The organism is Myxococcus sp. AB025B (assembly GCF_006518215.1).
Lineage (GTDB): Bacteria > Myxococcota > Myxococcia > Myxococcales > Myxococcaceae > Myxococcus > Myxococcus fulvus.
In genome coordinates, this window is record NZ_SRLW01000061.1 from 25642 (window position 1) to 39145 (window position 13504).

Consider the following 13504-nt stretch of genomic DNA (forward strand, 5'->3'; position numbering starts at 1 on the left):
TCTTACGTCCGGAGGGCGCTCCGATGTGGATCGAGACCATCATCATGCCCCGGGAGGAGCGTGAGCCACGTCCGGCTCCGCCGCCCCGAGACAGGCGCGCCGCCCTCGTCGCAGCAGGCGAGGAGAGCCGTGCCTTGCGGGATGACGTGATGCGGTTCCTGAGCGCGAACCACCTGCTGGGCGCGGTGAAGTGGATGAGCGAGCCGGGCTTCCTGCCGCTCATCACCCTGCACTGCACGGAGCGCGCGCTGGAGAAGCTCCGAAGCGCCGCGGAGTTCGTCGTGGGGCGCGCGTCACCGGTGGATGCCTACCCGCCGCTGACCTCCACGGAGCCGGAGCTCGCCTCGGAGCCGGTGCCCCTGGCCGCGTCCGCCTTCGCGCGCTACTCCTGACGCCACGCGGGCAATTCCACCCCGGCCCCGTCCCGGGCATTCGCCGCCTCGGACTCCAGCAGGAAGGCGCCCAGCTCCAAGAGCCGCTCGGCGATGCGGGCCGCGTCGTCGGTGGAGGTGATGAGCCCTCGCAGGGCCTCCTCCGCGGACTCAGCGTTGGCCACGTGAGACACCCACTCCGGGCACCCCTCGTCCCCGGTGGCCGCGCACCAGTCCCGCGCGCCCTGGCGAAGCTGCTCCGCCTCCTCCGCCGTGAAGACGAGCACCGCCGTGTCGCCGTGCGCCGCACACCGCGCATGCACCCGCCGCAGCGCGCGCACGAGCAGCTGAGCCACGCCCCGGAGCGTGACGTCGTAGACGTGGCGCTCGGGCGCGTCCACCTCACCCCGGATGCCCAGCACGACGTCGCCGAGCAGCAGCGTGTAGCGGAAGTCCTCCCGGCCCGTGCGAGCATCCTCGGTGAAGACGCTCAGCTCCCGGCCACGCCCCGCCAGCCCCGTGGCGACGCGCATGGGCTGGAGAGCTCCCCGGCCCATGAGCTGCGCGTGCGACGCGCGCCCCAGGACCTCGGTGGCGTCGACATCCAGCCGCCAGCCTCGCCAGCTCGCGCAGACGCCCGGCTCGAGCACCTCCGCCGCGGCGCCCCCCTCGCCGCGCGCGAAGTCCTCCAGCACCGTCAACATCTCCCGCGGGCCGCCGAGGACGCGAACGGTGCGAGCATCCAGCCGCCGGAACACGAGTGACGTCTCTTCCCGCGAGTCCCCAACACTGCGCCAGTCCCCATGCATCGGCTTCCCCCTCGAGCGGCTGCTCCAGGGAGTTGTCGTCCAAATCGGGGCGGGCGTGGGATTAAACGGAGTTAAATCCGCGCCCTCCGCCGTCGAAGTGCTCCTGGAAGGCGCGCAGGTTCGGCCCGTCCCCGCCCCGCTCGTACACGGCGAAGACCACGCGCGAGAAGGCGCCGTACAGCTGCGTCAGCGCGCTCGAGAAGGCCTGGGCCACCTCCGCCGGCTCGTTGCGGAAGACGCCGCAGCCCCACGCCCCCAGCACCAGGACCTCATGCCCCTGATGCGCGGCGACCTGGAGCACCTTCAAGGCGCGCGCCCGCAGCACCGCGTGGAGCTGACGTCGCTGACGCGGGTCCTCTCGCAGCACCACCCCCGCGTTGGGCCCGGGCGCGGTGAGCATCGAGAGGAGGAAGGGCCGCTCCAACAGCTCCAGCGAGTCGTCGCGGAAGAACGGCACGTCCGGCGAATAGATGAGGTGGTCCGTGTAGAGCGCCGAGCGCTCCTCGCGGTTGGCGTCGTAGTACTCGGGCTGCGTGAGCAGGCAGGGGTAGAGCGCCGAGCAGCGCGCCAGGTCCTCCTCCTGTGCCTTCGCGCCGCCCAGGAAGCCGCCGCCCGGGTTCCTCGCGGAGGCGAAGTTGAGCGCCGCGACACGCGTCAGCCCCTCCTCCTCCACCAGCCTGCGCGCCGCCTGCCCCGTCTTCTCGCCCGTCACCTCGATGCGCGGCGCCGTGCCGACCGCCAGCCCCCGAGGCGTCAGTCCCGAGAAGTCCCCGGGGCGGTAGAGCACCGTCCCCCGCACCGCCCGCTCCACCAGGTCGCCCACCTGGACCACCCGGCCCGAGGGCGCCACGTACTGTCCTTGCTCCGTGATGCGCACCGTCTGGCGCGCAAGCTCCTTCAACGACATGACCCGCTGCCTTTCGATGCCAGCCCCGTGGTGAGCACGAAGCTTCGTGTCACGCAAACACGAAGCATCGCCCTTCAACCTGACAAGGCGACGCGCGAAGGCCCCGGGCCCCGGAGCGGGAGGGGGCCCGGAGGCGCGGGGGCGCTACTCGCAGCCGATGCGCTGGGTGCTGCTCACCGCGACGTTGTCGATCCACGTCTCGGAGGCGGACGGCCCCTGCGGATGGACGAAGCCGTAGCCCACCATGAAGGTGTTGAACGAGCGCATGCCAATCTCGGTGAACTCGTGCGCCTTCGCGCCATCCACATACACCGTGGTGGTGCCGTGCGTGCTGGACGCGGTGGGGCGGCGGACCTCCCACTCCAGACACACCCAGCGGCCGGTGGACATGCCCAGGTTGACCGGCGGCCCCTGGCGGTTCCAGCCCTGGCCGTTGCGCGCGGACCAGTCATCCAGCGCGAAGCCCGTGTCCTGGATGACCTGCAGCTCGAAGCCGCCGAAGTCATTGCCCGCGTCCGAGAAGAGGACGAAGAAGGTCCCCATCTGCCCGAAGTCTCCCGGAAGTGAGGACATGAACACGTGCGCGCGCACGAACAACTGCGTGCTGAACGTGGGGCTCAACGAGCGGATCCACCGGGCGATGGCCTCTCCCTCGCCCTGCTTCTCGTCGATGCCGTCCTCCGTCACCACGTGCAGCGAGCGCGAGCCGGTGTGGGGCTTCGTGCCATCCGCGGTGATGGTGGCGTGCGTCTTCTGCTCATCCCAGCCGCCCTGGCCGTTCTCGAACGTCTCGCAGAACAGCGCATGGGACGGACACGACGCGGTGCCCGTGCCGCCATCACCGCCACTCGGCGTGCCGGAGTCGGGGGTGCCGGAGTCGGGGGTGCCGGAGTCCGGTGAACCGCCAGCGTCGGGCTTCTTGTCGTCGTCGGAGTCGCCGGAGCACGCCGGCATCGCGCCCAACGCCAGGAGGGCGAGGGGCAGCAACAGAGTGGCTTTGAAGCGCATAGGGTCCTTCCAGGCCGGGGTGGACGCCGGCCATGTCTGCCTGACGGAGCGCACGCGAGGCCGCGGCTTGCTCGGGGGTCAGGGAGGCAGAGAACTACCACCGCGCGCGCGCGCCGGGCAGCGGGGCCCGGTGGACCCAGGAGCCCACGTCTTCACCCGAGCGACCCCCGTCCGTCCGACGAGGCAGGCCGTGGGAGCACCACGGAAACGGTGGCATCCCACCTCGGGAAGGTGCACAACTGCGCGCCGCGAATCCCACACGCGAGGTCTTGCACCATGAAGCTCTACTACACGAATGGCGCCTGCTCCCTGTCCCCGCACATCGTCCTGCGTGAGGCGGGCCTGAAGTTCGACGTCGAGAAGGTCGACCTGCGCTCCAAGAAGACGGAGACGGGCGCGGACTTCCTCGCGGTCAACCCCAAGGGCTATGTCCCCGCGCTCGTGCTCGACGACGGCAACGTGCTGACCGAGGGCCCCGCCATCGTCCAGTACATCGCGGACCAGGCGCCCCAGTCCAAGCTGGCCCCGGCCAACGGCACGCTGCCGCGCTACCAGCTCCAGGAGACGCTCAACTTCATCTCCACCGAGCTGCACAAGGCCTTCAGCCCCCTGTTCAACCCGGCGTTCCCGGAGGAGGGCAAGGCCATCTACAAGGAGCGCATCGCGCAGCGCCTGAAGACGCTGGACGGCGTGCTGGCGAAGCAGCCGTTCCTGCTGGGTGAGCAGTTCACCGTCGCGGATGCGTACCTGTTCACCGTGCTGAACTGGGCGGCGCCCATGAAGGTGGACCTGGAGCCGTTCCCGGCCGTGCGCGCCTTCCAGGCCCGCGTCGCCGAGCGTCCCCACGTGCAGGCGGCCCTGGTGGCCGAAGGCCTCAAGAAGTGAGCACGGCGTTCGTCAAGCTGCTCGTCACGGACCTGCCGCGCTCGCTCGCGTTCTACGAGGCGCTCGGCTTCGAGCGCACCCAGTCCGAGCCGCCCTTCGTCCGCCTCCAGTGGGCGGGCGCGGTGGACGTCTACCTCGTCGCCCCTCCGGCGCAGCTCCAGCTGGAAGGACGGCGGGGGCTGGGCGTGCTCGTGGGCATCCGTGTCGAGGGCCCCAGCGGACTGGACGAGCTGCTCCTGCGCGCTCAGGCCCAGGGGGCCCCGGTGGAAGGTCCCACCGTGCAGCCCTGGCACACCCGGGAGGTCGTCGTCACCGACCCGGACGGCTACCGGCTCAACTTCATCGAGCCCGCTTGAGCCCCGCCGGGCTGGAGGGCTTCTTCGCGAGGCCCTCCAGTCGTGGCACCGCGTGAGCAACAGGGCCCGAGGCCTCCCCTGCTCGCCAGGGTGGTCGCGGCGGGCTGCTCCACGTCCAGGCGCGGGCTGGGCGGCGAGCCCGTTGCCCCGAGGGCGTAAGCCGGGTGTACGGTGTCCCGTCCGGCGCCCGTGGCGCCGTGCGCATCCGCACCATGTCTTCCCGCCTCGCCACGCTCCTCGACCACGTCCGCGCGCACGCCGAGAACCGGCCCGGCGTGTACCGGATGCTGGGGCCGTCGAGCGAGGTGCTCTACGTGGGCAAGTCCGTGCGCGTGCGCTCGCGGCTGCTCTCCTACTTCCGCGCGGAGCCGGGCGAGAAGGCCGCGGACATCATCGGCCACGCGCACCACGTCGAGTGGGAGCACACGCCCAGCGAGTTCGCCGCGCTCTTGCGCGAACTGCGCCTCATCAAGCAGCACCGCCCCCTCTACAACGTGGAGCACAAGCGGGACCGGGGACACTGCTTCCTGCACCTCACGAAGGAGGCCGTCCCTCGCCTGCACGTGGTGGGGCGCGTCAACGGCGCCAGCGGCGACTACTACGGCCCCTTCCACGGCCCGGGCGCGGTGTCCGAGGTGGTCCGCGCGGTGAACGACCTGCTCGAGCTGCGCGACTGCGCCGCGGACACGCCGATGCGGCTGGCGGACCAGGGGCAGCTCTTCCCGGTGAAGCTGGAGCCCTTGTGCATGCGCGGCCAGCTCTCGCGGTGCCTGGCGCCCTGCGCCGCGGGCTGCACGCAGGCGGAGTACCACGCGCGCGTCACCCAGGCCCGGGCCTTCCTGGAGGGGACGTCCGACGCGCCGCTCGTGCTGCTGCGCGAGCGCATGGCGCTGGCCGCGCGCCGCCTCCAGTTCGAGTACGCCGCGGAGCTGAGGGACCGCGCGGAGCGGCTCGAGGCGCTGCGCGGGTGGATGGTCTCCCTGGGACGGACGATGAAGCGCCTGTCCTTCGTGTACACCGTGCCCGGCTACGCCGGAGAGGACCGCGTCTACATCCTGCGACGAGGCAGCGTGCGCGAGGAGCGCCCCGCGCCCCGCACACCCCAGGAACACGAAGCGCTCGCCGCGCGCGCGCGGGAGATCTTCGAGCGCCCCGAGCCCGAGACGCTCGGCCTCAAGGCCCACGAGGCGCAGGAGGTGATGCTCATCGCGCGCTGGTTCCACCTGCACCCCGAGGAGCTGGAGCACGGCGCCGCGCCTGGGGCCTGAGCACCGCCCATCGCCCCACGTCGGTTCGTATGTCCCCGTAGGACTCCACCCACGGGAGGGTGAGCACCGCCATCCCGGGTGGGGCGTTCACACGTCACGAGCGCGCGTCAGGCCCAGCGGCTATGACTGCGCCACTCCACACCCCTTGGGGGACTCATGAAGGCCCGACTCTCGATTGCCACCCTCGTGGCCGGCTTGCTGGTGTCGTCCACCGCCTCGGCGGCCATCACCGTGCGCTACTCCAACCGCGACTCGCGCGACTACACGTGGGGCGCGGTGTGCAGCGGCGTGAAGACCCACGTGTCCTTCGGCAAGAACCAGACGGCCTCCCTCACCATCCCGGGCTCCGGCCCCTGCACCGTCCAGACGGACAAGGGCAAGGTCGTCCTCAAGGGCGGCGAGGACCTGGACATCAAGGACGGCGGCATCGTCGTGAAGTAGCCAGACCCGTCTCGAAGGCCCAAGCAGCAAAGTTTTTAGCCCAAATATCGGCAAATTTATCCTCCAAAGCCCGCAATTAATCCCTGGGGAATTGAAATCAGCGGCCACCCTACCCATACTGCATCGCGTCAGTCCTTGCTGGGGAGGCGCGATGAAGAAGTGGTTGGCAGTGGCCCTGCTGGTGGGTGTGGGCGTGGCGGGCATGCTGGTGACGCCGGCGGCGCAGACGAAGCAAGGGGGGCCCATCAACCCAGCAGACACGGCGTGGATCCTCACCGCCACGGCGCTGGTGCTGCTGATGACGCCGGGGTTGTCCTTCTTCTACGGCGGCATGGTGCGGCTGAAGAACGTCGTGTCCACGCTCTTGCAGAGCTACATCGCGATGGCGGTCATCAGCCTGCTCTGGGTGGTGGTGGGCTTCAGCCTCTGCTTCGGTGACAGCTTCCACGGCCTCATCGGCGACCCGCGCACCTTCTTCATGTTCAGCGGCGTGGGCGGCGAGACACATCCGGACCTGGCGCCCACCATCCCCCTGCTGCTGTTCGCGCTGTTCCAGCTCAAGTTCGCCATCATCACCCCGGCGCTCATCACCGGCGCCTTCGCGGAGCGGGTGCGCTTCAAGGCGTACGTGCTCTTCATGGTGCTCTTCACGCTCTTCATCTACGCGCCGCTGGCGCACTGGACGTGGCATCCGGAGGGTTTCCTGCGCACGTGGGGGGTGCTGGACTTCGCGGGCGGCACGGTGGTGCACATGTCCGCGGGCTTCGCGGCACTGGCGGGCGCGCTGGTGCTGGGACGTCGGCACACGCACCTGGAGAACGCCGCGCACACGCCGGCCAACCTGCCCTTCGTGATGCTGGGCACGGGCATGCTGTGGTTCGGCTGGTTCGGCTTCAACGCGGGCTCGGCGCTGTCGGCCTCGTCGCTCGCCACGCTGGCCTTCGCCACCACCAACACGGCGTCCGCGGCGGCGATGCTCGGGTGGATTGCGTTCGACTGGCTGCGCGGCCGCAAGCCCAGCGCCCTGGGCGCGTGCGTGGGCGCGGTGGTGGGCCTGGTGGCGGTGACGCCCGCGGCGGGCTTCATCACCGTGGGCCAGAGCATCATGGTGGGCCTGGTCTCCAGTTTCGTGAGCAACTGGGCGGTGCACTTCAAGAACCGCACCTCGCTCGATGACACGCTGGACGTCTTCCCCTGCCACGGGCTGGGCGGCGTGGTGGGCATGGTGCTCACCGGCGTGCTGGCCAAGGACGTGGGGCTGGTGCACGGCGAGACGACGACGTTCCTCAAGCACCTGGCCGCGCTGGTGCTGGTGTCCGTCTTCTCCTTCGTCGGCTCGTACGTGCTCTACAAGCTGGTGGACCGCATCGTCCCGCTGCGAGTCCCCCGTGAGCACGAGGAGCTGGGCCTGGACCTGAGCCAGCACGGCGAGACGATGGGCGAGTCCACCGGGTTCGCCGCGCCGCAGGCCACGCCCGCGAGCACGCCGGCTGTCGTGGAGCCCTCGCCAACGGAGGGCCCGACGCAGCCGCTGCCCGCCTGACGGGCTCCCACCGGGGACCGGGCCCTCGCGCCCGGTGCCCGACGGGACTGTTGACCACCGGGTGCGCCGAAGCGCGGGTGTCCACCGCCGACCACGCATCCGTGCGCTGTCCGACGCTCCCTCGCCCGCCTCGCGATGGGGCCCGAGCGCGGCTCCTAGTCTCCCCGCCGTTCGCGCGCGACCTTCGTGAGTCGGGAGCCGCCAGTCCCGGGGGGACACCATGCGCCGAGGTATCGCGGTCCACGCCGCTCGAGTGCTGCTGCTCGTGGGGCTCGTCACGGGTCCCTCGGGCGCGAGCGCCTCCGGCCCGCCGACGCGCGAGGAGTACTTCCGCTTCGTCCCGCTCTCCTACCCGCGCATCGTCCGCCAGACGAGCGCGAGCCAGGCGCTCGCGCTCTACGGCGACCCGGCGGACCCGGGCTACCGCGACGAGGCGCCGCGCGACGGCATCGACGACGAGCGCTTCCGGGTGCTGCAAGCGCTGGCGGTGCGCTTCGCGCCCATCCTGGTGAAGAACACGTACACCTTCCCCATGGACCACAAGGTGTTCCGGGACCTGCCGGGGGGCCTCCTGCTGAGCCTGGACACGTGGGACCTCGCCAAGCCCGGCTCGGTGCTGATGCGCAGCGACTCCATCAACTTCTCCACGCTCGGCCACCCATGTCCCGAGGACGGCGCGCCGGAGCGCCTGTTGAGGACGGAGTCGTCCGGCCGCGACGCGCGCGACGACTGCCGCCTCATCGCGCTCCTGAAGGAGTTCCACCCGGACCACCCCACCATCCCCCGCCTGCGCCAGGACGCGGTGGCCGCCGAGCAGGCGCCTTTCACCGTGATGTACCTGGACTTCCCCGGGTATGACCCGGACACGTGGCACGAGGCCTACGCGAGTCCGCAGCCCGGGCAGATTGCGCGGCGCTACCTGGGCACGGAGAAGGTCTACGCCCACCCGTTCCTCGCGGAGGTCCGCGACGCGGAGCGCGGCCTGCTCGGCTACGAGCTGTTCATCCAGTACTGGTTCTTCTATCCCTTCAACGCGGGCGGCAACAACCACGAGGGCGACTGGGAGCACGTGAGCGCCGTCGTCACGCCGCTGTCCGCCGTGGAGCGCGTGCTCACCGAGGAGGAGCTGCAGCGCATCCTCTCGGGAGGATGGCCGGCCGACGGCGTGGACCCGCTGGTGCTCAAGCGCACCGAGTACTTCTTCCACCACAACGCGATGGTCTTCGACTTCGCCCGCCCCAACGCCTACCTGCCCCGCAAGCGCTGGGAGGAATTGATGGAGCTGCGCGGCGAGGACCGGCCCGGCGAGAAGAAGCTGCTGGCGCGGGTGCGCAGCTACGTCTGGGCGGACGAGGCGGAGACGCGCATCAACACGCACCCCATCGGCTACATCGGCGCGGACTCGAAGGGCCTGGAGCAGCTGCTCGCCTCGCCGGGCCCGCATGCACGCGAGTCGCACGCCACCTATCCTCTGCCCGGCGTGTTCAAGGGCGTGGGGCCCGCGGGCTCCACGGAGGCGGTGCCCAAGCGCTTCGACCACCAGGAGTACCTGGCCGACCCGAAGCGGCCGCTCCCCGAGGGCGTGGTGCGCTACGACATGGCCGAGCGCATCGACCTGGTGCCCGACTGGGAGCGCGTCTACGACCTGGCCATCGAGGACCCTTCGGTGCGCCGCGAGTGGTCCTGGCTCATCCTCCCGCTGCGCTGGGGCTACCCGTCGGCGAAGTCGCCGCTGGCGGGAATCATCTCGCACTCGGACATGGGCAACCTGTCCATCACCGGCCCGGCCTTCAGCGAGGGCTGGAACCGGCCCGCGCCCAACGCGGGCTTCATCGGCTACGCGCCCGGAGAGCTGCCCTGGTTCTTCCCGCTCGACGTGCAGGACAACTTCTCCAACAACCTGGGCTTCCTCAACGGGCCGGTGGCCGTGCTCATCAGCCTGCCGCCGTTCGACTTCATCTACCGCGTGCTGGGGCTGCCCGTGCGCGCGGTGGTGGAGAAGCACGAGCCCGTCTACACGCCCCAGGCGAAGCTGCCCCGGCGGCGCGTGAGCGTGGAGGCCGGCGTCAGCATCGGCCTGCTCGACAAGGACTTCGCGGGCCTGCTCCTCAATGACCGCCAGCTCACCGAGTGGGCCCCACGGCTGCTCGCGCTGGACCCGAGCATCGAGAACGCCTCGTCCGACTTCATCCAGTCGGTGGTGGACACGGCCGTGTCCGCCACGCTGAAGGTCAGCTTCTATCTGGGAGACCGCTTCACGTCGGAGAACACGCTGCTGCACTCGCGCAGCACGGTGGGACTCGACGTCCCGCTGGCGGACCGGCAGACCCTCTTCCAGCTGCGCTCCAAGCTGAACATGTGGGAGTACGCGGGCAGCATCCGCTACAACATCCTGCCCGGCGGCTTCCAGCCGTACGTCAAGCTGGGCTACGGCTTGACGTGGTACCGGCTCGAGGACGGCGCCATCAACGGCGAGCGGATGGCCAACCCCAACTCCTACTGGGTCCGTCTGCCCGGCTTCTTCCGCAACCTGTGGCCCAACACCTTCCACCTGGGCGCGGGCCTGGACATCATCCTGGTGCGAGGCTTCTTCCCCGGGCTGCGAGGCCTGGACGGTGGCATCCGCGCGGGCTACGTGCTGTCACGTCACGAGCTGGGCATCCGGGACCTCGCGCCCCCCGTCGCGCTCGCAGGCCCCCTGAACGAGCCCGTGCACGTGCTGCGCAACACCTTCGAGTTGCTCGGCACGCTGAGCTTCTGAGCGCCGCGCGCGACTAGGGGAGCTCGGCCTCCGCATCGGAACGCGTGGAGGTGTCCTCGGTGTTCCGCCCGAGGCCCAGCGTGATTCCGACGATGAGGGTGGCGTGGAAGACGTGCAGTCGCTGCGTCTCGCTCGGAGGGGGCAGCCCCGTCAGCGCCAGCAGCTCCGAGAAGCGCTGCGTGGACTGACGGCCCCACCCCAGGTCGGTGCCCACGGTGACGCGCGTGGTGCGCACGGGGAAATGCAGGCCGGTGGCCACGTGGTACAGGTCACTGGTCGCCAGCAACGTGCTGGTGTTGGGCAGCTTGATGGCGGCGCTGAAGTCGGAGTGGACGCTCAGGAAGATGCGCAGCCGGTCCCCCACGCGGTGCTCGACGCCCAGCGCCGTGTTCACCACCGGCTCCGAGCCGTAGAAGATGTCGCTGTCGAGCACACGCTCCGGGCCCTCCACGGGGATGGGGTCGCTGTCGAGCAGGCGGAACACCGGCACGCGCGCGAACACCTCCACCGCCGCGTGCAGCGTGGTGCCGCCGAGCAGGACGTTGCCGCCCAGGCCCACCGACAGCGGGCTCTGGAAGCGCGCGCGGACGCTCGACTGGAAGTCGGAGATGCGCGCGGGTCCCTGGATGGGGAGCCCCTGCTGGCTCAGCGCGCGCTCCAGCCCCACCTCGCCCTTGCCCAACAGGCCCAGCCCTGGCGTCGTCACCGTCAGGCCCAGGGCCCAGCGCTCACGCTGGTAGCACACGCCCACCTTGGCGAGCAGGCGCAGGTGCTGGATGCGATAGTCGCGGTTCACCGCGGCGAGCACGGAGCCGCCGTCCGCGCCGCTGCCCTGGGAGATGGCCAGGAAGTCCCCATGCTGCTGACGCCCGGCGAGGAACGGGGTGAGTCCCACGCCCAGCGTCTTGCTCAACGGATAGGCCCAGCTCACGCCGGCCCACAGCTCCTTCACGCCGTGCTCCAGCCGCACGTCGGAGGACAGCTGCTCCAGCCCCTGGACGCCCAGCAGGTTGCTCCCGGAGAAGTCGTCACGACGCGTGAGCAGCGTCTCGAAGCCCTGGCGCGTCAGCAGCGCGTAGCCCATGCGCGCGCGGCCCAGCCACTTGAAGCGCAGGGGGCCCGCGATGAAGGCGGGCAGCGCGTCGAAGCGCGACGTCGTCAAATCACGGCCGGGCCCCAGGCCGTTGACCAGCGCCAGGCGCGAGTACTCGAAGACGTTCCCCGTCAGCTCCAGCTCCAGGTTGCGGACGAGCACCAGCGCGCCGGGGTTGTAGTAGACGGCGCTGATGTCCGCGGGGTCCCCCAGCAGCGCGCCGCCGAGCAGCCACGCGCGGTTGCCGAACTGCCGCGTCCAGTAGTGCGCGTCCTGCGCCCACACAGGGCTCGCGAGGAGGAAGGCGATGAGCAGCCATCCCCCACGCCATCGCGTCTTCATCCGAGCACGCCCCGAGGTCCGCTCCCGCGAAGGGGAGACACGGCCCGCGAGCATGCGGTCCACGTGGGCCCGGGCCCATGGCCCCCGGGTCCCACGCACCTGTCATCCAGCGGGGCTCAGCCCTTCTTCGCGGCGGCGCGGCCCTTGCGCGCACCACCCCCGCGCGCCGAAGTGGCCGCGGGCGCGGGGCCGGTCGTGGGAGAGGTCGGCTCCTCGCCCTCCGCCGCCTTCACGCGGCGCTTGAGCCGGCGAGGAGGCAAGAGGTCCGGCTCCCCCGGCACCTTCTGCGCGAGGAAGATGGCGGCATCCAGCTTGTAGAACGTCCTCGCCCGGTACCACGCCAGCGCGGACTCGTTGTTCTCCGCCACCTCCAGGACCAGGTGCGTGCAGCCTCGCGTGCGCGCCAGGTGCTGGAGTTGATCCAACATGAAGCTGCCCACGCCGCGGCCCTGGTAGTCCGGGTGCACCGCGAGCTCCTCCACGAAGAGCGGCCGCATGCCGCGCTTCTCGAACCAGCGCGGGTTCACCCAGTTGTCGTCGCCGGTGGCCTCGAAGGCGCACTCGGAGTAGCCGACAATCTCGCCGTCCACCTCGTAGAGGAGCTGTTCGATCCACTCGGAGGTGTAGACCTCCATGAAGCGGCGCTTGGAGCGGGGACGCTGGTACTCCACCGTCTCGCGATTGACGTCGCGGAAGACGAGCTTCAGGAACTCCCAGGTCCGGTTGAGGTCACGGCGGTGGATGCGGCGGACCCGGACCTCGAGCGACTGCTGGGGCGCGACTTTCGGCATACAGGCTGCTTCCTTAGCAGGCTGGCGGAAAGCCACCAGTGCTTCTCATGGGTCGAGAGGCCCTCCGTCCGGAATCACGCCTCGGGAGGGTTGCCTCGCGGTGGGGTGGGAGGATGGAATGGGGTGGAAACTCCCCATTGAATCCCGTGCGAGCCACAACCCCATGAACCGACCGTCCGACGGTGACCTGTCCATCGATACGGTCCTGCGCAACACCTACAAGGTCGTCTCCATCCTCGGACGCGGCGGAATGGGCTCGGTGTACCTGGCCCAACACCTGCGACTGCCCGGCAAGCAGGTCGCGGTGAAGGTGCTGCGCGGCGGAGACCACCTGACGCCGGAGATCTTCGCGCGCTTTCGCCGCGAGGCCGAAATCGCCTCCCGGCTGGGTCACCCCAACATCGTCGAGGTGCTCGACTACGACACCCTGGAGGACGACACCCCGTTCCTGGTGCTGGAGTTCCTGCGCGGCGAGAGCCTCCAGGCCCGCCTGGAGCGGGGGCGGCTGCCGTTGTCGGACGTCTACTCGTTCACGCGGCAGATGGGCTCGGCGCTCCAGGCCGCGCACGGCGCGGGCATCGTCCACCGCGACCTGAAGCCCGCCAACGTCTTCCTGGTCCCCACCGACTCGGGCGGTGTGGTGGGCGAGCGGCTCAAGCTGCTCGACTTCGGCATCTCCAAGGTCCTCGACTCCGGCACGGTGCAGACGCAGGAGGCGATGCTCATCGGCACCCCGCAGTACATGTCGCCGGAGCAGGCCCAGGGCCGCAACAGTGAGATCGACGCACGCACGGACATCTTCGCGCTGGGCGCCATCGTCTACGAGATGATGACGGGCACGCCTGCGTTCGGCGCGGGTGGCATCGCGCAGATGATCTTCCGCGTCGTCTACGAGCCGCCCCCGCCGCTCGCCCCGCTGTGTCCGGAGG

Annotated in this window: 13 protein-coding genes; 8 read left to right on the top strand and 5 right to left on the bottom strand. The window is 70.4% G+C overall.

Annotation, left to right across the window (positions count from 1 at the left end):
• The first annotated feature begins 23 nt into the window (after positions 1 to 23).
• On the top strand, positions 24 to 392 hold the full coding sequence (locus FL311_RS12895; RefSeq protein ID WP_141325344.1) for a hypothetical protein: 369 nt from the start codon (positions 24 to 26) through the stop codon (positions 390 to 392).
• On the opposite strand, the gene FL311_RS12900 is transcribed toward FL311_RS12895, so the two are convergent.
• From FL311_RS12900 to FL311_RS12910, 3 genes are all read right to left on the bottom strand, one after another.
• Complete coding sequence (locus FL311_RS12900) at positions 383 to 1129, bottom strand: hypothetical protein (RefSeq protein WP_141325345.1); 747 nt, start codon at positions 1127 to 1129, stop codon at positions 383 to 385. The two genes, FL311_RS12895 and FL311_RS12900, sit on opposite strands and share 10 nt — an antisense overlap.
• Positions 1130 to 1241: 112 nt before the next feature.
• A complete protein-coding gene (locus FL311_RS12905) occupies positions 1242 to 2087 on the bottom strand; it encodes a TIGR02452 family protein (RefSeq protein ID WP_141325347.1) in 846 nt (281 codons plus the stop codon).
• A 144-nt stretch (positions 2088 to 2231) separates the two neighbouring features.
• The gene (locus tag FL311_RS12910; protein WP_141325348.1) at positions 2232 to 3095 is read right to left on the bottom strand and encodes a hypothetical protein; all 864 of its coding nucleotides are present in this window, start codon (positions 3093 to 3095) and stop codon (positions 2232 to 2234) included.
• Positions 3096 to 3371: 276 nt separating this feature from the next.
• Here FL311_RS12910 and gstA point away from each other — a divergent pair, with 276 nt between their 5' ends.
• The 6 genes from gstA to FL311_RS12940 all read left to right on the top strand — a co-directional run bounded on the left by gstA (position 3372) and on the right by FL311_RS12940 (position 10349).
• The gene (gene gstA, locus FL311_RS12915) at positions 3372 to 3980 is read left to right on the top strand and encodes a glutathione transferase GstA (protein WP_141325349.1); all 609 of its coding nucleotides are present in this window, start codon (positions 3372 to 3374) and stop codon (positions 3978 to 3980) included.
• Entirely contained in the window at positions 3977 to 4336 is a 360-nt protein-coding gene (locus tag FL311_RS12920) for a VOC family protein (RefSeq protein WP_141325351.1), read from the top strand. Before gstA ends, FL311_RS12920 begins: the two co-directional genes overlap by 4 nt.
• A 212-nt stretch (positions 4337 to 4548) precedes the next feature.
• Entirely contained in the window at positions 4549 to 5604 is a 1056-nt protein-coding gene (locus tag FL311_RS12925; RefSeq protein ID WP_141325353.1) for a GIY-YIG nuclease family protein, read from the top strand.
• Positions 5605 to 5760: 156 nt separating this feature from the next.
• On the top strand, positions 5761 to 6045 hold the full coding sequence (locus FL311_RS12930; protein WP_141325354.1) for a hypothetical protein: 285 nt from the start codon (positions 5761 to 5763) through the stop codon (positions 6043 to 6045).
• Positions 6046 to 6196: 151 nt separating this feature from the next.
• On the top strand, positions 6197 to 7588 hold the full coding sequence (locus FL311_RS12935; protein WP_141325356.1) for an ammonium transporter: 1392 nt from the start codon (positions 6197 to 6199) through the stop codon (positions 7586 to 7588).
• A 220-nt stretch (positions 7589 to 7808) separates the two neighbouring features.
• Positions 7809 to 10349 (top strand): hypothetical protein, encoded by a 2541-nt coding sequence (locus tag FL311_RS12940; RefSeq protein ID WP_141325358.1) that lies wholly within the window; start codon positions 7809 to 7811, stop codon positions 10347 to 10349.
• A gap of 13 nt (positions 10350 to 10362) precedes the next feature.
• Here the strand turns inward: FL311_RS12940 and FL311_RS12945 are convergent, their stop codons facing one another.
• The gene (locus FL311_RS12945; RefSeq protein WP_141325359.1) at positions 10363 to 11784 is read right to left on the bottom strand and encodes a hypothetical protein; all 1422 of its coding nucleotides are present in this window, start codon (positions 11782 to 11784) and stop codon (positions 10363 to 10365) included.
• Between the two features lie 116 nt (positions 11785 to 11900).
• The gene (locus tag FL311_RS12950; RefSeq protein ID WP_141325361.1) at positions 11901 to 12575 is read right to left on the bottom strand and encodes a GNAT family N-acetyltransferase; all 675 of its coding nucleotides are present in this window, start codon (positions 12573 to 12575) and stop codon (positions 11901 to 11903) included.
• Between the two features lie 163 nt (positions 12576 to 12738).
• On the opposite strand from FL311_RS12950, the gene FL311_RS12955 reads away from it, so the two are divergent.
• Positions 12739 to 13504, top strand: a 766-nt coding sequence (locus FL311_RS12955) for a serine/threonine-protein kinase (protein ID WP_141325362.1), incomplete at its 3' end; no start/stop codon positions are given.